The sequence below is a fragment of the Anaerobacillus sp. ABA4_114 genome (assembly GCF_056159065.1).
In genome coordinates, this window is record NZ_JBSWUM010000001.1 from 3,342,276 (window position 1) to 3,362,010 (window position 19,735).

The window sequence follows — 19,735 nt, forward strand, 5'->3', positions numbered from 1 at the left end:
CCGTTCACCTCCTTACTGTTTTGGTCCAAATAGCAAGAGTGCATGTTGAATGTACATATCCCACCGGTTTCTTTCTTCGTAGCTATCGATTCGCGTCAACCGAACACCGTTTAAAAAAGCAAGATACGTATCCGCGCAATCATCTGGATGAAGTTCGATGAGCTCGCCTACTTCCTGCCCCTTCAAAATAAGAGGACGTAGTGCATCTCTTAGCTCCAAAGAAAATCGGTCCAATTCGAGGAAGAGCTCGTGAAAACGGTCTGGCTGTCCGATCACGTACTGAATCATGCGTGAATACGTCGCCTGCTGAGCGAAGAATTGAAAGTGAGCGGAGATGAGTTCTTTTAATTGCTCCACCGGTTCTTCTGTTGGCTCTGGTGATACTAACATCACTCGTTTGATCTCATCTAACGGTTCAAGCACCGCCGCTTTAAAGAGTTCGTCTTTATTTTCAAAGTATGTAAAAACGGTTCCAAAACTAACCCCGGCTTCTTTTGCGATGTCCTTTATCGTTGCCTTCGAATAACCGCTCTGAGAAAACATTTGGATCGCAGCTTCTAAAATACGTGCACGCTTTTCTTCCGATTTTGGTAAGGCCATAACATCCCCCTCTTTCAACTACTTTTATTGATTGATTAATCAATCATTATTATACCGAACATAAATTCACATGTAAACAATTTACATGGAATTCGTTTCCACAACGTGGATCGCGATCTCCCCCACTCCTCTAGAGACGCACGTAAGCATCTTATTCTCCTTTTCTTTCTCCGTTAAAAAAGTATCGCTGTGGATGACTTCCCCTCCACATACAGTAACTTCGCATGATCCACATATCCCCATTCTACAGGCATAAGAAACGTGATAGCCTTCGTCTAGAAGCCTCTCTAACAAACTTTCATTTTCATTCACAAGAATCTTATCTCCTCCATTAACCGTCACGCGAAACGGCTTAGGATTTCTAATCTTAGCTGCAGGTCTAAATCGCTCTTCATGTACAACGCGAGATGGATAACAGAGCTCTCTCGTCGTATCCACTACCATTTCCATAAAGGTTTCAGGACCACACACATATACATGAGTCCCAACCTTCCTGTACTCTAACGATTCTCTTACCTGCTTCTTTTTTACCTCACGAGAACCACTGTAAAAGAAAACTTGTTCAGTGTACTTCGAAAGTTCCTCATAAAATGGACACCTTTCAACATTTTTCACCGCATAGTGAAGCTCAAACGTTTTCCCCAGTGTGGATAAGTAAGGCATCATCGAAAGAAAAGGGGTGATGCCGATTCCTGCAGCGAAAAAAATAACGTGCTGTGCTTCTAGATGAACAGGAAAGTAATTGTCAGGCCCTGAAACTAGAAAGGTATCACCTACTTCAAGGTGTTCATGAAGATAATGAGAACCACCGTTAGCACTTACTTTTTTTACAGCGATCTGATAGTCATTTGTCATTTCCAGAGGATTATTGATGAGAGAATACTGACGATCGCCCATGGGAAGATGCAGCGTGAGGTGAGCACCAGCACCAAACGGATCCACAGCTGTTTCAGAAGAAAGTGTGAATGCTTTTATATGAGATGTTACTTCTTTGATTTTCTCCACTTTTACTTGATACCGATCCTTCATTTTCTTCATCCTTTAATCGTCTGATTCTGTGAATACAGGATAAGCGAGATTTGCTCTATGATACGATGAATAATGCTCTGAAGGCTCAAGCTTGTTATGACAGTTTTCACAAACAAATCTATCATCATTCACTAGACTCGTAATGTGATGACACTGCGAACAAAAAGCCCTCATCTGTTGATGTGTTTCTATGTATATATCATTCCTTGCATAGCCCAACGAAACCGCCACTCGCTCCGTTTCTAGCGCTCCTTCCCCGTAAAGGATGAGCGCGCTCCCTATAGGTTGTTCAGATAACAACGCTTCTACTGTCCCATCACCAAGCTGAATGATTACCTTAAGCTGAACAAATCTATCTCCATTTTGTAATTCCTGCTGCTTGCACTTTGCTCTTTCCCTATGAACAAGATCTGTAATTATCAACACATGACGATACGTTTTCAGCGCTTTCTTCATCGTTCAATCTTCCTTCTTTTCAAAGCCTTCTCAAGGAACCCCAACAACTCAGGCTTATACAGAGAAATGCCTTTATAGTCAGCGAGTTCCTGGGGAAGTGTCTTTACGTTCGTATAAAACTTCTCCAGCCATTCATCGTTCGCCACTAATTCGTTTAGTGGAAGCAGGTACGTATGAATCGAAAACAAGATGTCGTTCGTTACTGGTAATCGAAATAATCGCTGTACCTCGACACGTAAATTCACCAATTCACCTGCATTTTCTTCCGTTACGTGATATCGAAGCTTTCCCCAGTCGGAATACGTTTCAAGTGGCGTATCGAGCTTATGTGAAATGGTAATGGACCAATTCTTACGTTCCCATGCTGTGTTTGGACGTATCCTCGTGATGAACCGTTCTACTTTTTCTATGAATTCCGCTATCGCTGGAACTGGCGTATGGATCGCCTGAAACTCCATTCCAAGCACGAACGTTAACGACCAATTCGAAGGAAAGCATAGCTGTCCTGCTTCTAAAAACAACCCATCATGCCTGTCACCCATCACGATAAGATCCTCCTGTACGTGGCGACCTACTAGATCTAGGGGCTCGAAGTCTATTGAAGAGTGATCTCGATAAACAAACGTTTCTTCCTCTTGAAGCAAGTGATTAGTAAATACGTATGTGTTCCCTCTCCGTTTCAAGGAAAAGTGCTCAGGTTCGTACGTAGCTAATTCTCTGAAAACGAGCAACAGGGTTTCCCACTGTGACTCTAGCGAAATAGGTAAGGAGCGATAGCAACGCTCGTGACTTTCTTCAAGAAGTTTTCGTTTCAACCGAACTTCTTCTACATAATTACTCGAAACTGTCAGGGTTCGCGCTGGAATGAGAGGTGAGGAATTATTTGTGTATTCATAGTGATCAGACGTAAATGGGAACGGAAATTCTACCTTACTAGACATTCTGAACACCTGCCATTTTTGTAGATAGTGACTAACTTCCATAATGACGAGCTGTTTTCCTCCATTAGCGGTATGCAAAAAAGCCGTAGCATCGCTACGACCGTTCTTCCCACTTCATGACCACATTTCCCTTCTTGTGCCCCCGCTCTACATATTCATGTGCTTCAGCAATTTGATGGATTGGGTAACATCGATCGATGACCACTTTTAGTTTCCCTTTTTCAATTAATTTCTTCAAAAAACGTAAATCATCCACGTTTTCGTCCGTTATCCCGCCGATCACTTTCTTGCTGCCTATTTTTGAAGTCCAGATCATCTGAAAGATTTCTCGATAGTGAAACACAGCTAATACATATAAACCATTCTGTTTAAGAGCGTCCTTAACCCGTGAGAAAGTTGTTTTTCCTACGGTATCAAAGATGATATCATACCTCTCTCCACGCTCAACAAAGTCTTCTTTCGTATAATCGATTACTGCATCTGCACCAAGAGACTTCACCAACTCAACGTTCGTAGAGCTGCAGACCGCTGTCACGTCTGCACCAAAATACTTTGCAAGCTGAACAGCATACGTTCCTAAACTACCAGATGCACCGTAGATTAAAACATTTTGTCCGCTAGTAATCTTCCCTTTCCTTAGAAAATCTAGCGCAGAACATCCTCCAAACGGAATAGACGCAGCTTCTTCAAAGGTCATGCTGGGTGGTTTGTGTGTGAGCGGACCTTCCTCAGATAAACGAATATATTCAGCATACGTTCCCTGTCCACAAAATCCGAAGACATGGTCACCGATCTTAAACCGCTTCACTTCATTTCCCACCTCGACGATTTCTCCCGCAAAGTCCATCCCTAATATTGGTTTCCTTGGTTTATGAAATCCGATGGCCATTTTTGAAATTGGCCAGAATGGTAACGACTCCCTCGTTCCACGACGGATTCGTGCATCGCCTGAAGAAACAGTTGTTGAATAGACTTTCACCAACACGTCCTTATCTTTAATAGCTGGTTTCTCAATTTCTTTCATCTGTAGAACGTTTGGACCGCCATAATTTTCACAAATAACAGCTTTCATCGTTTCCCTCCATTCCAAAACTGGACGGAACTAGTTTATTGGCGATACTAACGTATTATGTATGTAAATTAGTCCATTTCATCTCACAAAAAAAGATCAGCTGCAAACAGCAGCTGATCATAACTATTTCACAATTTCTTAAGCTGGGTATCCTAAGATTGCTTTTTTCTCTAGATATTCTTCGATACCATAATCGCCCCACTCGCGGCCGATTCCAGACTGCTTGTAGCCGCCAAACGGTGCGGAAGGATCTAGTTCAGCTTTATTGACAGTAATGCGTCCAGCGCGGATGCTAGAAGCTACTTTTCGAAGCGTTTCTTTGTCTTCACCAACGACATAGCCTGCTAGACCATATACAGTTTCGTTCGCGATTTCGATTGCTTCATCAAGCGTCTCATAAGTGATGATTGACATCACAGGACCAAAGATTTCTTCCTGTGCGATGACCATATCGTTCTTCACATCCGTAAAGATAGTAGGTTTCGCATAAAACCCTTTGTCGAGTCCTTCTGGTTTCCCGGTACCTCCAGCGATTAAGTTAGCACCTTCGTCGATCCCTTTTTGGATGTAGGATTGAACAGTATCCCATTGCTTGCCTGATACGAGTGGTCCGATGTAGTTCTCGCCTTGTGGATCACCGACTGGGAACTTCGGCAATGCATTGACCACCGCTTCTTCAAAAGCATCTTTCATCGAAGAAGGAATAAGAATTCTTGTTGCGGCAGAGCAAACTTGTCCAGTATTCGTTGCGATGTGACTGACCGCAACTTTCGCTGCCTTCTTCACGTCTGCATCATCGAGCACGATCAGTGGAGACTTGCCACCAAGCTCAAGCGCAACGTTCTTGATTGTTTCTGATGCGTTCTTCATGACTTTCTCTCCGACTGCTGCGGAACCTGTAAATGAAACAAAGTCGATATCAGGATGTGAACTGATGCCATCACCAATTGTTTCACCTGTTCCGTTCACTAAGTTGAAGGCCCCTTTAGGAACACCTACTTTATCAAAGATCTCAGTAAGAATAATCGCAGCAAATGGTGTTATTTCAGCAGGCTTTAATACAACTGGACTTCCCGCAGCAAATGCACTCGCGATTTTAGTTGACGTTTGATTCGTTGGGAAATTCCACGGAGTGATCAATCCACTGACGCCTACTGATTCCTTCAATACGGTATGATCCCCTCGATCTTCTTTAAAAGAAAAGTCTTTCAGCACTTTCGCCGCTTCAGAAAAATGGTTGTACCCCATCTTATAGTGAACGTTCTCTGATATCTTACGGGGTGATCCAAGTTCCTCTGTAATCACGTCGATGATTTCTTCTTTTCGATTCGCATATTCTTCTGCTATTTTTTCTAACATCTCAACACGTTCTTCTCTACTTGTTTGAGAGAATGTTGGAAATGCTGCTCGTGCGGCAGCTACCGCTTTATCAAGGTCTTCCTTTGTTCCTAAGCTGATCTTTCCGATCACTTCTTCCGTTGCAGGGTTGATCACCTCGTGTGTTTCTGAACCGGTTGATTCGACCCATTCACCGTTAATGTAATGTTTTAAATGGTTACGCATGATGTAAAAACTCCTTTGGTCAATTTTAATTCTTTTCATTTCCATATTTTCTCTTTTCCGTGTACATAGTGACTGTTTCCGCTAACAGCTGACTTCAAACATCATGATGGTTTTCAATCTAATGAAACCCTTTTCTTTGCTTCTCTCCGTTTCTAACTTTACACTTAAAGGTAGGCAAACATTGAGAGGATGGTGTATGAAATGGGACAACAGATCAAAGGAAAAACGGCAATCGTAACTGGTGCAGGAAGTGGTATCGGACGTTCGACTGCACTTGAACTCGCAAAAGAGGGCGTAAACCTTGGACTGATCGCTCGTACAGAAAGTAAGCTTAACGAAGTAGCAAAAGAAGCTGCATCTTACGGGGTAAAAGCAGTGGTCGCACCTGCTGATATCGCGAACCTTGAGGAAGTCGAATATGCGGTAAAGAAATTACACGATGAATTAGGCTTCACTGACATCCTGATTAACAATGCTGGGATCGGTGTGTACGGCTCATTTTTAGAACTTGAACCAGAAGAATGGAAGCGTGCGATCGAAGTAAACGTGTACGGTACATATCACGTTACTCGAGCAGTCCTGCCGCAGATGATTGAAAAGGACGCTGGAGACATCATCAACATCTCATCGAGTAGTGGATTAAAAGGGACGGCAGGTTCGAGTGCTTATAATGCATCCAAATTTGCGATCCAGGGTATGACGGAAGCACTTATGCAGGAAGTGAGACGAAACAACATTCGTGTCTTCACCTTAAACCCAAGCCTTGTCGCAACGGAGCTTGCCTTTGGAGGCGATTCTGATAAAAATGATAAAGAAAAGTATATGCAGCCTGAAGACCTTGCTGAGTATATGGTTGGTCAATTGAAACTGCATCCTCGTATGTTTATTAAACAGTCTCTGCAATGGGCGACAAATCCATTTTAAAAAGAGAAAGGAACCTTTAATAAGGATGAAGGTTCCTTTTTTGTATGTTCGGATTTCATAATTACTAAAGAAAGAAAATTCCATAACCGTTCAAAAATTACTGCAACGTTCATTCTCAACATATGTTATCTTTATAGAGATGCAAAACACGCAGGAGGAAGAGCGTACATGTTTGATAATGAATTCGATGTTGATATGGATAAGGTTGTCTCGTTTCTAAGAGAATATGGCGGCCATCACTTATCACACCTGATTTTATTACAGGATAAACAGATTTTCTGGGCTCAGGAAAGTAAAGTGTTAATCGCATACAGACGAACCGGAAGCAAATTGATGGTATTAGGTGACCCGATCGGTGAGGAGTCTTTGCTAAAAGATGCCATCGACGAATTTTGCGACTACAGCAGAGAGCTTGGATTAACGCCGATCTTCTATCAGGCATCTCCACGCTACATGCACCATTACCATGAGCATGGGTACCGGTTTACGAAAATCGGTGAGGAAGCGATCGTAAACCTCGAGAACCTTACGTTTGCTGGGAAGCAGTGGGCGAAGCTTCGAACAAGGTGTAATAAATTTGAGCGGAACGGATTCACGTTCTCCGTCATGCACCCTCCTTATTCCAGTCGACTTCTCCGAGAAGTAGCAGAGGTTTCGAAGTCATGGCTTGGGTCTCAGAAGGAGAAAGGCTTTTCTGTCGTCTCGTTCAGCGAAGATTACGTTTTATCTTTTCCAATCGCTTTACTGAAAAATCCTGAGGGTCAGATCATCGCGTTTGCCACCATCGCGACTTCTAGTTACAGCTGTATCGATTTGATGAGGAAGGGTGCAAACAGTCCACACGGAACGATGGATGTGTTGTTTATTCATATATTCAAATGGTTAAAAGAACAAAACGTTGAGAAGTGCAGCCTCGGAATGGCCCCGCTCTCGAATGTTGGAAATCACAAAGATTCGCCGATGTGTGAGCGCCTGATGCGCCTTGCCTTTTGTCACGGAAACAGCCGCTATAATTTTAAAGGACTACAAGAATTTAAAGCCAAGTTCGCGGACTCATGGGAACCGAAATATATTTGCCACAAAAAATCATTCTTTCCAACGTTAATTGTTCAACTGATCGCGTTGATCAATCATCCACCAGTAGCGAAAACAAAAGCTTTTTCCCGCATAAGGGAATTACTGCAAAATACAGGTTAAAGAAAAGGAGACGGGAATGCCCGTCTCCTTTTTATGCTTATGCCTTTACTAGATTCGTATCTTTTTTAATCAGGATGACAAACAGACTCGCAAGCAAACAAAACATTCCAGCGTAAAGAAATGCCCACGTATAAGAAAAGAAAACCTTATAGATGAGTCCGCCTCCGTATGCTGCAACGGCAGCGCCTGCTTGATGAGAGGCGAAGATCCAGCCGTAGATCATGCCGCTTTTCTCCAAACCAAAGATTTGCCGCGATATGTTGATCGTCGGTGGCACTGTTGCAATCCAGTCCAATCCATAGAAAACTGAGAAGATTACGAGTAACGTGACTGAGCCCTCAGTCAGTGCGTATGGCAACAGTAACAGCGAGACGCCTCTTAGCGAATAATACCAGAATAATAGCCACCTGTTATCGAACCGATCAGACAACCATCCTGATAGCGTTGTTCCGATCAAATCAAATACTCCCATAAAAGAAAGTAGTGCTGCAGACGTCACTACAGTAATTCCAAAACTTATGCAGTAAGAGATAAAATGTGTGCCGATCAAGCCACTCGTTGAGAGGCCACAAATAAAGAAGCTTCCGGCAAGCAGCCAAAAAGCCTTAACTTTTACAGCTTCAAGAAGAGCACCGAACGCCATCTTAATCGGATTCTTATTCCCGAACGCTTCACTCTCTTCGCGCTCCTCCTCAAGTCCATATGGAAGAACACCCACATCCCGAGGTGAACTTTTCATAAATAACAAAACGACGACAAACATCACGACACTGAGAAGGAAGATGAGTCCTACCGCCCATCGCCACGAATAGTGATCGATGATGATCGCAAGAAGTGGCAAAAGGATTAACTGGCCCGTTGCCGTGCTTGCAGTTAAGATTCCAATCGCTAGTCCTCTTCTTTTCTCAAACCATCGGTTCGCCACATACGGACTCAGAACTGTAAGAAATAGACCTGATCCAAGACCGATGATTACGCCCCAAATTAAGATGAGCTGCCATGATTCCTGCATCACGTATGTTAACCCTAAACCAGAGAGCAGCGTCATCATGGCGAACACCATCATTTTCTTCAGTCCGACGACCTCGATAAGAGCTGCCATGAAAGGACCAGAAAAACCATATAGAAACAAGCTGATTCCAAATGCCAACGAAATGACCGAGCGATCCCAGCCGAACTCATTTTCAAACGGAATGATAAAAACCCCTGAAGATGAACGGATGATACCTGCTACAATGATTGTGAAAAAGGTAATGACTAAGATGATCCAGCTATAATGGATTCGTTTCACAGTTGCACCGCTCTACTGCTCTGGGTACGTTTCACGTAGAAATGTGATCGACTCATGAATCAATTCTTTCAGTACATCAACATCGATATCGTCTACTTTATTGATGTACACACATGCTTTCCCAGTTGTATGCTTTCCGAAGCGTTCAAGTATTTCTTCTCGTTTCGGTTCCCCTGTTGCAAAATATAAACTGATCTTCGCTTTACGAGGCGAGAATCCAACAAGCATCATATCTCCTTCATGACCGCTTTTGTATTTATAATGATAGGAGCCAAATCCTATGATGCTTTCTCCCCACATCTTTGCGTCGTATCCTGTTTCTTCAGTAAAAATGTCGAGCAATCGATACGCATCTTCACGTTTCTTTTTGCTTTCAACATTTTCAATAAACTCGATAACGCTTTTGTCGTTTTCTTTCGTCTTTAACTCATAAGCCATCTCAAACTCTCCTTTAGACTATGAATACATTCGATCCGTTTTATTCAAAAGTTTCTTTTCTTTCTCAGGGTCAAGGCCAGCTTTCCAATCGAGCGATGGGTCTCTCGTTTTCAGCCACGCTAACGTGTCTTTAACGGTCTCTTCGATCGGACGGTACGTTAGCCCCTTCGCAATCGCTCTATCAACGCTGATGTCAGCAGCTGCGTTATTCGATTCCGGTAACCATAGTGGCAGATCGCTCCATGGTGTAACCCCTTGGCTGATCAAAAACTCTTCATCTAACCAGTGAAGGAGTGCTTTACTTCCACTTATGCGCATACAGGTATCAAGCAGCTCTCCCATCGTCAGATGACGTTCTGGACCCGTGACATTATAAACGCTTGTCACCTTCTTTTCCGTCATTTTTACGATGCAATCTGCTAGGTCTCTTACATCGATGAATTGAATCGGACGCTGTGGTCTTCCTGGCGCGAGCACATCGCCACCCTCTTCTAATCGTTTCACCCAATAGCTGAAGCGATCTGAATAATCGTGCGGTCCAACAACTAAACCAGGCCGTATATGTAGCACTCTCCCCGGCATGTGCTTTTCCGCTTCTTTCTCGGCAAGTGCCTTCAACGCTCCATAATGTTCCCCAGGAACAGCACCTTCAGCCGTTACTCTCTCTGCTTCTTCTTCAGAAATAACTTGAACAGGCGACTCCTCGGTACAAGGCTTTTCGCCAAACTCTTTATACACCGAAATCGTCGATATAAATGTATAATGATCGACAACTTCTGCTAATCGTGCAGTGGAATTGGAAACGGTTCTCGGAAAATAACCGCTCGTATCGATGACCGCATCGAACGATCGTCCGTTAAGAGCTGACAGATCACCGTCTCGATCTCCAATCAATGTTTCGACTTCAGGAAAAGCGTGATTTCCTCGGTTGAAATGAGTAACTTCATGTCCATTCTTTAATGCTCGTTCAGTAATATACCTTCCGATGAACCGCGTACCGCCTAGGATAAGAAGTTTCATTCGTACGCCTCCCCTTTTAGTTAAAGTCAGACATGATATGATTTCTTCTTCGAGCTTGAAATTCCTTTATTCTTGTCGGAATAAGAATAATTGTGCCACTTCAAAAAAAAAGGATGTGCTCATCGGCACACCCTTATTTCCTGAAGAAAGTTCGTTTAGATTTCTACTTCCACCTTTCTCCCTGGTCCTTACCAAGTTCAATCGCACCCTCTGGGATAAGGATTTCACCCGTCTCTTCTGAGGATAACGCTTTGATGACTGACCTTGATAGGTCTTGCGGCGGATACGGTTTGATGAGATAATCCTTCACACCGAGATCCAGTCCTTTTTGTTTGTCTTCTGTTACCGTTGAAACGACAATCGGAACATCCTTCGTCCGCTCCGTTTCTTTTACTACCTTCAAAACATCCCAACCGCTCAGTTCTCCATCTAACAAAATGTCGAGAACGATGCCACGCGGCGTCATTTTTTCAATCATGTGGATGGCAGATTCACCGCTTCTGCAATGATATACATCGAACCCACTCGCTTTTAGTTCTTCCATCAATAAAAGCGCCAGACTATCATCGTCTTCTACAATGAGAACTCCACCATCTTTAGGCGTGTCCATCTCTTTACCTAGAATAGGCAAAGAAATAGTAAATGTACTCCCTTGTCCTAAGCTCGATGTCACAGTCAGATCTCCTCCGTGCGCTGTGGCAATTTCTTTTGAAATCGCTAGGCCTAGGCCTGTTCCACCAATCTGACGTCGATCACTGTTATCCACCCGATAAAACTTCTCAAACAAGTGAGACATCGCTTCATCTGGAATGCCTAGCCCTTCATCTTCTATGTGCAGGTGGATCATGCCGTTCTTTTCTTCAAAACGAAGTGTGATCTCACCACCTTCAGGAGAATATTTCACAGCATTGCTAATCAAATTATTAAGCAATTGCGTGACTTTATCCGTATCTCCTAATATCTCATGATGGTCACTCGTATCCTCAATATTAAAACGATGCGTTTTGTACGTTTCTATATAACTCTCCAGCACGTCAGAAACGATTGGTTTTAGGTTGATCGCCGTCTTCTCATACATTTGTTTCCCTGATTCCATGCGCTGAATATCGAGAAAGTCGTTGATCAAAACCGTTAGACGACTCGCTTCTTTATGAATCGTCTTCAAATACCTCTTCTGCTTTTCAGGCTTTAGATCTTTTGAAATCATGAGCTCTGTAAACCCTAGCACGCTTGAGAGTGGTGTACGGAGTTCATGGCTCACTGTACTAACAAACTCGTTCTTCATCTCATCCACTTCATATTCTCTCGTAATATCTCGATGAACAAAGATTGAACCGATAAATTTATCCGCATTATGCAGGTGCTCATAATACATCCGAATAAATCGGGGAACTTCATGGTTTGTTTGATAGACGAGTTCACTTTCCTGCGGTTTGATTCCTTTTATCACACGGTTGATATATGTTCTTACCACGTCCCGATATCCTTCATCCACTTTTCCTAAAAACGTGCTGCTCCACACATCGAAGTCTTTTTTTCGGTTTTCATCTGAGATACACGCGTCCAACATCGAACACATTTGGTTATTCACTGAAATCGTGTCACCTTTTCGGTCGACTAACTGAATGCCTTCTCTAACCGTATTCAAAACTTCCATCGTAACTTTACGTTCATTTTCCGTAGTTTCATATAAACGCAGCTTGTCGAGAGACAGTGAGATCTGCCTGCATAAGTCGTCTACTTCGTTCACTTCTTTTTCTGTAAATACGTTTCCGATCCGTGTGAGACACATAAGTGCAACAGGCGTACCCTCAGAAATAATCGGTAAGTATAGATCATATGAAAGAGAACGCTCGAGAGCATGGTAACCAGCTTCTCCCTCAGTCGCTTGTCTGCTAACGATGTGATAGTTCTTTTGTGTGATGGCTTTTAATGCTGGCCCGTCATCGATATGATGAATCCAGCGTTGTACCATCTCGTTTTTTAAGCCAACCGATGCATAGTCCTTATTTTGATTGAGGAGAACGATCAATCCTCTATCAGCATTGAGAATTTCGATCAAGTTCGAAATGATGCTTTGCAGAAGATCTGTTTTACTCAAGGTTGACGCTAATGCGCGGTTCAACTGATTGCGATGCTGAAGAACTTTTGTTTGATAATTCATCGTCTTGACGCTCTGCTCAAGTTCTTCCTTGTTAACTTTTAATTCCTCACGCTGCTTGAGAAGCGCTTCGTTTGTACTGATCAGTTTACTTTCATTGCTTTGGATGCTCATCACCATCGAGTTGAAAGCTCTCGCTAGTTCACCTAATTCATCAAACCTTTTTTCATGAGGCACCTCAACACGCTCGCCGGCTGAAACTTGACTCGAGGCGATCGCCAGTTCATGTAGAGGACGACCAACTTTTCGAGCCATCACACCGACAAGCACGGTAGCGATCAAGAGTAGGAAAACAACGAACGCTATGAAAAGGTCTTGTATCGTCGAAAGACGGTTGATGAGCTCTTCATCAGTCTCTTTAATATCCGTTCTGATTGAGTTGACGAGTTCTCTGATTGAATCTTTGGCTGTATATACGAGGTCACTCCCACCCATGTCTCGAGAAAGTCGTTGAAGTCCTTCTGTATTATCAGCCGACACTAAATCTAGCGCTTCTTCAAACAACCGATTATAGCGAACGAGATAATTTTCAAGATCCTTTATTTTTTGCCGTTCTTCGTCTGTGCTTAACTTTGGTTCTAGGTTCGAGATGTTTTCTTCTATCTTAGCTTTTTCTTGTTCATAAGATGCGAGGAAAGGGGAATCAAGTCTAAACCCTAAGTACCCTCTAGCTTCAAAAAACATCTGGTTCAAACTATCTTCAAGCTCAATCGCAGCTTCATATTTACTTCTGAGATCGTTTATCTTCTTCTCATACGTTCTCTCGATTTGATGTGTGTATAACCCAAGCGCTATCGTCACAAGTACGATAACGACTAGAAACCCTCCCATAATTCTTACAAACTGATGAGAAAGACTATTCTTCCAGCGTTTATTCATCTAAGATTGCCTCGACTGTTTCTAATAGATTGATAGGGCTAAAAGGTTTTGAAAGAAAATAATTTGCTCCTGCTTCTTTCGCAAGGTCTTCATCTTTCTTTTGTGCCTTAGCTGTTAACATCATGATCTTTACGTCATGATTCCCTTTGGCTCTGATCGTTTCGATAACTTCTAAGCCTGTCATCTCGGGCATCATGTAATCGAGCAGCACAAGGTCATAAGGATTTGAATTGATGAGATCGAGCGCTTCAGCCCCATCCTCTGCTTCATCGATTTCATAGTCATTGTCTTCAAGTGTATCTACGATCAACATGCGCAAAATTTCTTCATCGTCTGCTACTAGTATTCTCGCATTCATATTCACTACACATCCTTTTTCTATACTCACTAGCCTAAAAAGAAAGAAGTAGAATCTCTCTACTTCTTATATCGGCCAAAAGCTTCTTGAATAATATAGTAGGATTGTTTTAATCGTTCATGATAAGTTGGTTCATCCCACTCGTCCCATTCAAATTGAGCAAATTCTGAAACGGTAAGGGTTTCGTCATCAAGCTTCGGTTCTGTTTGTGAGATTGTTTGTATCTTTAAACCTTCATTTTCAACTTCACCTTCGTACGTAACGACCCCGATTTCAAACCCTTCTGAAACCTTCGATGACTTCAGTCCTTTCTCAAAGATGTCGCCAAAAATTTCTTTCTTACTAGGATCCTTCACGTTGAACAAAGCCCATGGCAGTCGAATTTCAATACGATTGTCTTTCATGATGAAATCTGACACTGAGTTATACTTCTTGTCCTCTGGATCACCATTACCGTATGTGAGTAAACCTGCTTCATAGTCTTCAAAAGGATAGACTTTATCCTCTGTTGGAATGTAGAGTTCTTTATTCAAAGCAAGACGCAGAGGGTGGAACACTTCGTTGTTCGGATCACTTGCATACTCGTTCTTATCGATTAATCCGAGCGACTCGCCGTATTGATAATAGAACGTATCATAGTAGCTGTGGACAAGCAGACGTGAATTTGTCTTTCCGTTTAAATTCAATACATAATCGATCCCCTCGCTTGCTGCAAGAGAATCTGACAAGGCTGTGCTCCCTTGTTGACCGATCGTATTGAAAAGAAGTGCTGTATGTTCTTCTTCTAGCAATTCTGGCGTCATATTCTCATAATCTAGCCTAAAATAGATATACTTCTCATCACTTGTCATATACAATTTCTCAAAGTTGCCGTTATCTGATGTTACGAGCGGCTTGATACCTGCGTCTTCCCAGTCAGTCACGTCTCCATCAACTTTTACTTTAAGAGTTTCACCTGGATCAAAGCTAAGCAAACCAAACTGCTGCTCGTTTGTTTGATCATTTGACCAGAATGGACGTCGGTCCGGATTATCGTAATCCATCGTGTTCCACGTTCGTTTAAACCATTCATCCTGCCAGGAGAAAATGAGCCCTCCTGCATAATCTTCTTCAACGATCGATTCGAACAACTTCGCATCGATCTCTCCTTGCTCTGATTCAGAATGTCCGCCTTGGTCCATCCCGTACACATTCCGATGTGTGATTCCCCTAGAAGCTGGCACACCGAACTCCGCTACGAGGACAGGCATCGAATGTTCACCACGCAAGTCATTCAAATAACCTGCATAATTGTTTTTCTTGCCATTGTGATCCTTGTAGTTCACATACTTCTCTTCAAAGTTCAGGAAGTCAGGATAATAAGGATAAATATGATAAGAAGCAAATTGACCGGCTTGATACGTCTCCTTCAGCTCGATCGCATTTGGATTCACCGAGACAAGGTCTTCTTTTTCAAGCGGCTCAGCAGGATGCTCGATAAGATCCGTCGTTACCCAGTTTGTAAAACTAACCGGACGCTGCCACTGGTAATTCTCCATTTCATACCGCATCGTCTTCTCCATCATGTTCGCAAGCCAGATTTCAAACGGACTAGCGTTCGAAGTTGAAACATAGTCACCATCATATTGCGCTAGTGATGCGTTTTTCTCGTTCGTAGAAACGACAACTTCAGGATCCCACTCGACTCCAAGAATCCAACCGATCACATAAGGCGAGACATCGGCAGAATAAATTCCACCAGCATGCCCCTTCCGATTCTCGATGCGAGCATTTCCATGAATAATGTCTATCGTGTCTTCGATCGCTCGGTCTAGAAGTTCGAGATTCTCCTCAGCGAATGCATTCTGAGACTCAAGCATCGGTTCTTCTTCAACCCAAACGCCGTGGAAGAGATAGAGCGGCTCTTCAGTTTCTTTGTTATGCTCGAGAAGCGCTTCATAAAACCCGGGAGGATGGATCGTATAGACCCTTACCGCATTCGCATTCATGTCAGAGATCTGTCTGAACCATCGCTTGTATTCCCGCTTTGTAATCGCCGTTTCTCCCGGGAAATAGCCAGGTTTTGCGATTCCCATATTCACGCCTTTGATCAACATGTCTTCCCATTTTCCATCTCGATAGAGTTGGATGTGATCGTCGCTTACTTGACCAGCTACGCGGACTCCACCAGAGGTATACACCTCGCTCTTATGCTGGACTTCTTCCTTATCACTTGTTTTCTCTTCGAATTCTTCGAGTACAGACTTCATCATCGGAACATACATTTTCCAGTAAAACGCATCGATTGAGGAGTTGTCTCCAAAAGTGAGTAAGCGATTGATCGACGGGATCCCTTTGTACTGATAAAAGTCAAATGTAGATGAGCGATCAGCATAATCTCCAGCAAAATAATATGTATCTTGATGGTTGATCACTGCAGGAAACGTTACGGGAACGCCACTTTGCGATAACGTTTTTTCCACTTTTTCCGTAACATCGAGAGAATAAGTAGCTAATATCTCCTCATCGTTTTCAGGCGTGACGATATCAAACCAGTAATGATAAGAACTTGATTCCTGAACAAGATGATCACTCACATGATCCTTTCCGTTTTCTGTGAATGAGAATGTGACGGTATCCTCCCCGATCTCTTCACCCTCGATGACGATCAACTGATCATCCTCATCTACGAGAAGTAAACCATCACCCTCAAACTTCCATTTCTCTCCCGTTTGTTTCTCATAGTTTTTCACTGCCCAAGCAGGAACCTCTCCTCCGACTTCGAGCTCTTCAAAGTATCGTCCGATCCATCCTGACCATTCCAGGTTAAGAACAGAGTAGAGCCGCTCTCTCGCAGCCTGTTCAGTCGGACTTCCGAATGCGTTGAATTCAGCGATGAAAGTCGATCCTTTTTGCACTGCCTCAGCGATCTTATTCACTTCATCCACTTGCATTCCCCCATAAAGGGAGGCTGATCGGTCGCCGTTCGTTGTTCCACCATAGTATTCATCTTCATAAACGCCGTATGAGTCGGCGAGATAGATCAATTCATAATCCTTTAACGTATCGGGGAAAGAGGAAATGTCATATTCGCGCTCCTCGCCCGGATGGAAGCCAGTGTAGTCTTTTGAAGCATCGTATGCTCCATCTTCTTTCACCCATTTCTCATAATTGAGCAGCCATGTTAATCCCTGGTGTTCGCGATACGATTTATCTGGTACTGTTTTATCAATAATGTAAACGTCTTGTTGATGTTCTCCTTGAGAGTGCCAGATGATGACCGGAATGCTGATGATCACAAGTAACGTTAGGATTCCTGCTACAACACCTGCGTATGACGTTAATTTCTTGTGAGTAAACACTTACTTCGAAACTCCTTTTCTACTCATTTCTCCCCAGCCTTGGTTTCCTTTAAATAGTTGAAAGATTCCTTCTACACGCCACAATACTGTCATCGGTCTGAACCAGAATGCTTCTGATAGAGAATAGAAAAAGAGTCTCACGAGGTCGGTTACCTTAGGGTAGCGGCGAAGACTCCATTCCTCTAGCAGTACCGCACTCATCGATAGAAGCGATCCATAGATGACGGCTAACAAAAACAGCATGAATGCGAACGGTGTGTAGAAACCACTAATGAATGGTGCGAGAATCATCAGAATATATCCGATGAGCTCAATGACTGGTCCAATAAATTCAACGATAAAGAAATATGGCATCGAGATAGTGCCGACTAACCCGTACCGAGGGTTAAATAACATTTTTTTGCTGTACCAAAGACTTTCGAAAAGTCCTCTGTGCCACCTGCTTCTCTGTCTTCTGAGAATTTTCATGCTTTCAGGGGCTTCAGTCCAGCAAACAGGATCAGGTACATAGACGATGCGTTTGCCTGAACCTTCTTCTTTTGCTAAGCGGTGTAATCTCACAACAAGATCCATATCTTCTCCAACCGTGTTCGTTCGATAACCGTTTACCTTCACGACACTTTCACGATGAAAAACACCGAATGCGCCAGAGATGATCAGCAGGAGATTATGACGTGATAAGCCGATTCTTCCCATGAGGAACGCTCGCAAATATTCGATTACTTGCATGACCACGAGTGGACTTCTGGATAGTGCGACCTTCATCACTTCACCTCGCTCGATCTCACATCCATTCGCGATTCGGACACTTCCTCCAACAGCGATAACCTGCTGCTTAGAATCGATGATCGGTTTCATCACCTTTGCAAACGCATCTCTCTCAATGATCGAATCACCATCGAGTGAGCAGAAATAAGGATAGTGGGCAACATTCATTCCAGCGTTAAGAGCATCTGCTTTCCCACCGTTCATTTTGTCTACTAGAAATAAATTCTCATATAACGTAGATTGATAAACGTGCTTGATGTCTTTTGAGTCCACTAATTTACGAACCGTTTTTTCAACCTTTACCATACTAAAAGCTTCTACTACCGCCTGCAGTGTCCCATCCTTTGATCCATCGTTTATGACGACAACTTCAAACTCCGGGTAGTTGATGCTGAGTAACGACCGTACACTTGGCACGATGCCCGTTTCTTCGTTATATGCTGGCACTAAAATCGACACGGGCGGCGAGAATGATGAGTCGATGATCTCTTCGTATTGCTCGAACTGATCGATGTTGTGTTCTTTTCTCAACTGAATCGCAGAGATAATGAACAGTATGAAATAAAACAAGATGATCCCCACAAGATAGACTGCTACAAAGCTTGTGAAAATAATTAATAACGTTGTGAAGATGTTAGCGAGGGTCACGTAGATGCTCCTTCCTCAAAAGCCACTCGAGGGCAATGTCTCTAGCGAAACGATCTTCATGTTCACTAGAGATCTCTCTTAATAACGCCTTACCATTTGATTGATAGGAAAGGGATTCGGCTGCTGCTGTTCTTACCCACCAGAACTGATCCGAGAGAAGGGGCAGCAGCAGATGTACGAAGCGGTCATCACGCTGCATCTTAGCAACCTTTGCCGCCATCATTCTCTCTTGCCAGCTCTCAGACGTTAACGATGGGATAATGAGATCGATCTTCGTCATGTATCCCATCTTAGAGATGGCTTTTAACGCTCGTATTCTGAATTCTGTATTGGAAGAGCTTAAGAACGGTTCGATGTAAGGTAAGTAATCATGTTCTTTTCTTTCTCCCATTGCTTCGATCAACGTCTGTTGAATCCATAGCGGAAACTCATCGATCGACATGATCAACGCTTCAAACAAAGGTCTTTCAAGTCGTGAATAAATATCTAGATAATAAAACCCTGAGTACTCTTTCGTTTCTTTTAAAAGGATGGAATAGACTCGATCATCCTGTATGTTTGCTAAAACTCGCAGTACTTGAATGGCTTCCATTTCAGTTACATGTTTGGTTTCATAAATCGCTATGCACTCATCACTCAACGCAGCCATGCGAAACTTTTCTATGCGATAAAGCGTGTTCATCCGCACACTCCAACTGTTACTTTTCAGTTGAGTTTTATAATGTGTTAAAAAATACTTTTCAGCGATCATCTCGATCTCCGCCATCATGGAGGTATTTCCTTTCATCAAGGAGTAGTACCTTGTCAGCACGTCCTCTAACGCTTCCATCATCGCTTTCGATTCTGGCGGTGCAAGCTCCCGCGTTCCTTTAAGCGCCTCCATGATGCTTTCTAAATAATACTTCTTCCAATACGCTTTCTTCTCATCAAAGCGATTGCTGAGGTATTTTCTTATAAGAAGAAAACAAAACAGCAGTGTTAAAACCACAAGCAGAACAACAAAAAGCTGAAATACTACAAATACAGCGTTCATATCATCGACCGTCCTA

General features: G+C 43.0%; 16 protein-coding genes. 2 read left to right on the forward strand and 14 right to left on the reverse strand.

The features are described from left to right. Positions 1–12 precede the first annotated feature (12 nt). The 6 genes from ACXAEY_RS17255 to ACXAEY_RS17280 form a co-directional block, all read right to left on the reverse strand. Positions 13–600 (reverse strand): TetR/AcrR family transcriptional regulator, encoded by a 588-nt coding sequence (locus ACXAEY_RS17255; RefSeq protein WP_474813726.1) that lies wholly within the window; start codon positions 598–600, stop codon positions 13–15. An 81-nt stretch (positions 601–681) separates the two neighbouring features. Next, positions 682–1,629 (reverse strand): PDR/VanB family oxidoreductase, encoded by a 948-nt coding sequence (locus tag ACXAEY_RS17260; protein ID WP_474813727.1) that lies wholly within the window; start codon positions 1,627–1,629, stop codon positions 682–684. A gap of 12 nt (positions 1,630–1,641) precedes the next feature. Then, positions 1,642–2,085: a hypothetical protein gene (locus ACXAEY_RS17265; RefSeq protein ID WP_474813729.1), complete on the reverse strand. Its 444-nt coding sequence runs from the start codon at positions 2,083–2,085 to the stop codon at positions 1,642–1,644. Continuing rightward, the gene (locus ACXAEY_RS17270) at positions 2,082–3,026 is read right to left on the reverse strand and encodes a heme-dependent oxidative N-demethylase family protein (protein ID WP_474813731.1); all 945 of its coding nucleotides are present in this window, start codon (positions 3,024–3,026) and stop codon (positions 2,082–2,084) included. Before ACXAEY_RS17270 ends, ACXAEY_RS17265 begins: the two co-directional genes overlap by 4 nt. A 94-nt stretch (positions 3,027–3,120) precedes the next feature. Further along, the gene (locus ACXAEY_RS17275) at positions 3,121–4,098 is read right to left on the reverse strand and encodes an NAD(P)-dependent alcohol dehydrogenase (RefSeq protein ID WP_474813733.1); all 978 of its coding nucleotides are present in this window, start codon (positions 4,096–4,098) and stop codon (positions 3,121–3,123) included. Positions 4,099–4,236: 138 nt separating this feature from the next. Next, positions 4,237–5,661: an aldehyde dehydrogenase family protein gene (locus ACXAEY_RS17280; RefSeq protein ID WP_474813735.1), complete on the reverse strand. Its 1,425-nt coding sequence runs from the start codon at positions 5,659–5,661 to the stop codon at positions 4,237–4,239. Between the two features lie 201 nt (positions 5,662–5,862). On the opposite strand from ACXAEY_RS17280, the gene ACXAEY_RS17285 reads away from it, so the two are divergent. Beyond that, a complete protein-coding gene (locus tag ACXAEY_RS17285; RefSeq protein WP_474813737.1) occupies positions 5,863–6,585 on the forward strand; it encodes a 3-ketoacyl-ACP reductase in 723 nt (240 codons plus the stop codon). A gap of 168 nt (positions 6,586–6,753) precedes the next feature. Then, entirely contained in the window at positions 6,754–7,782 is a 1,029-nt protein-coding gene (locus ACXAEY_RS17290; protein ID WP_474813740.1) for a phosphatidylglycerol lysyltransferase domain-containing protein, read from the forward strand. Positions 7,783–7,819: 37 nt separating this feature from the next. Here the strand turns inward: ACXAEY_RS17290 and ACXAEY_RS17295 are convergent, their stop codons facing one another. The 8 genes from ACXAEY_RS17295 to ACXAEY_RS17330 all read right to left on the reverse strand — a co-directional run bounded on the left by ACXAEY_RS17295 (position 7,820) and on the right by ACXAEY_RS17330 (position 19,719). Then, on the reverse strand, positions 7,820–9,073 hold the full coding sequence (locus ACXAEY_RS17295) for an MFS transporter (RefSeq protein ID WP_474813742.1): 1,254 nt from the start codon (positions 9,071–9,073) through the stop codon (positions 7,820–7,822). 12 nt (positions 9,074–9,085) lie between these two features. Further along, positions 9,086–9,511 (reverse strand): DUF1801 domain-containing protein, encoded by a 426-nt coding sequence (locus ACXAEY_RS17300; RefSeq protein WP_270180799.1) that lies wholly within the window; start codon positions 9,509–9,511, stop codon positions 9,086–9,088. Between the two features lie 18 nt (positions 9,512–9,529). Further along, complete coding sequence (locus tag ACXAEY_RS17305) at positions 9,530–10,531, reverse strand: NAD-dependent epimerase/dehydratase family protein (protein WP_474813745.1); 1,002 nt, start codon at positions 10,529–10,531, stop codon at positions 9,530–9,532. A 163-nt stretch (positions 10,532–10,694) separates the two neighbouring features. Next, on the reverse strand, positions 10,695–13,571 hold the full coding sequence (locus ACXAEY_RS17310) for an ATP-binding protein (RefSeq protein ID WP_474813746.1): 2,877 nt from the start codon (positions 13,569–13,571) through the stop codon (positions 10,695–10,697). Continuing rightward, positions 13,564–13,929: a response regulator gene (locus tag ACXAEY_RS17315; protein ID WP_270180796.1), complete on the reverse strand. Its 366-nt coding sequence runs from the start codon at positions 13,927–13,929 to the stop codon at positions 13,564–13,566. Before ACXAEY_RS17315 ends, ACXAEY_RS17310 begins: the two co-directional genes overlap by 8 nt. A 59-nt stretch (positions 13,930–13,988) precedes the next feature. Next, positions 13,989–17,270: a hypothetical protein gene (locus ACXAEY_RS17320; protein ID WP_474813748.1), complete on the reverse strand. Its 3,282-nt coding sequence runs from the start codon at positions 17,268–17,270 to the stop codon at positions 13,989–13,991. Continuing rightward, positions 17,271–18,686 (reverse strand): glycosyltransferase family 2 protein, encoded by a 1,416-nt coding sequence (locus ACXAEY_RS17325; RefSeq protein ID WP_474813750.1) that lies wholly within the window; start codon positions 18,684–18,686, stop codon positions 17,271–17,273. It abuts the gene before it with no gap. Next, a complete protein-coding gene (locus ACXAEY_RS17330) occupies positions 18,673–19,719 on the reverse strand; it encodes a HEAT repeat domain-containing protein (protein ID WP_474813753.1) in 1,047 nt (348 codons plus the stop codon). Before ACXAEY_RS17330 ends, ACXAEY_RS17325 begins: the two co-directional genes overlap by 14 nt. Positions 19,720–19,735 lie beyond the last annotated feature (16 nt).

Coding starts and splice junctions, on each gene's coding strand:
- ACXAEY_RS17255 (WP_474813726.1), bottom strand. CDS start 600: ATGGCCTTACCAAAATCGGAAGAAAAGCGTGCACGTATTTTAGAAGCT.
- ACXAEY_RS17260 (WP_474813727.1), bottom strand. CDS start 1,629: ATGAAGGATCGGTATCAAGTAAAAGTGGAGAAAATCAAAGAAGTAACA.
- ACXAEY_RS17265 (WP_474813729.1), bottom strand. CDS start 2,085: ATGAAGAAAGCGCTGAAAACGTATCGTCATGTGTTGATAATTACAGAT.
- ACXAEY_RS17270 (WP_474813731.1), bottom strand. CDS start 3,026: ATGTCTAGTAAGGTAGAATTTCCGTTCCCATTTACGTCTGATCACTAT.
- ACXAEY_RS17275 (WP_474813733.1), bottom strand. CDS start 4,098: ATGAAAGCTGTTATTTGTGAAAATTATGGCGGTCCAAACGTTCTACAG.
- ACXAEY_RS17280 (WP_474813735.1), bottom strand. CDS start 5,661: ATGCGTAACCATTTAAAACATTACATTAACGGTGAATGGGTCGAATCA.
- ACXAEY_RS17285 (WP_474813737.1), top strand. CDS start 5,863: ATGGGACAACAGATCAAAGGAAAAACGGCAATCGTAACTGGTGCAGGA.
- ACXAEY_RS17290 (WP_474813740.1), top strand. CDS start 6,754: ATGTTTGATAATGAATTCGATGTTGATATGGATAAGGTTGTCTCGTTT.
- ACXAEY_RS17300 (WP_270180799.1), bottom strand. CDS start 9,511: ATGGCTTATGAGTTAAAGACGAAAGAAAACGACAAAAGCGTTATCGAG.
- ACXAEY_RS17305 (WP_474813745.1), bottom strand. CDS start 10,531: ATGAAACTTCTTATCCTAGGCGGTACGCGGTTCATCGGAAGGTATATT.
- ACXAEY_RS17310 (WP_474813746.1), bottom strand. CDS start 13,571: ATGAATAAACGCTGGAAGAATAGTCTTTCTCATCAGTTTGTAAGAATT.
- ACXAEY_RS17315 (WP_270180796.1), bottom strand. CDS start 13,929: ATGAATGCGAGAATACTAGTAGCAGACGATGAAGAAATTTTGCGCATG.
- ACXAEY_RS17330 (WP_474813753.1), bottom strand. CDS start 19,719: ATGAACGCTGTATTTGTAGTATTTCAGCTTTTTGTTGTTCTGCTTGTG.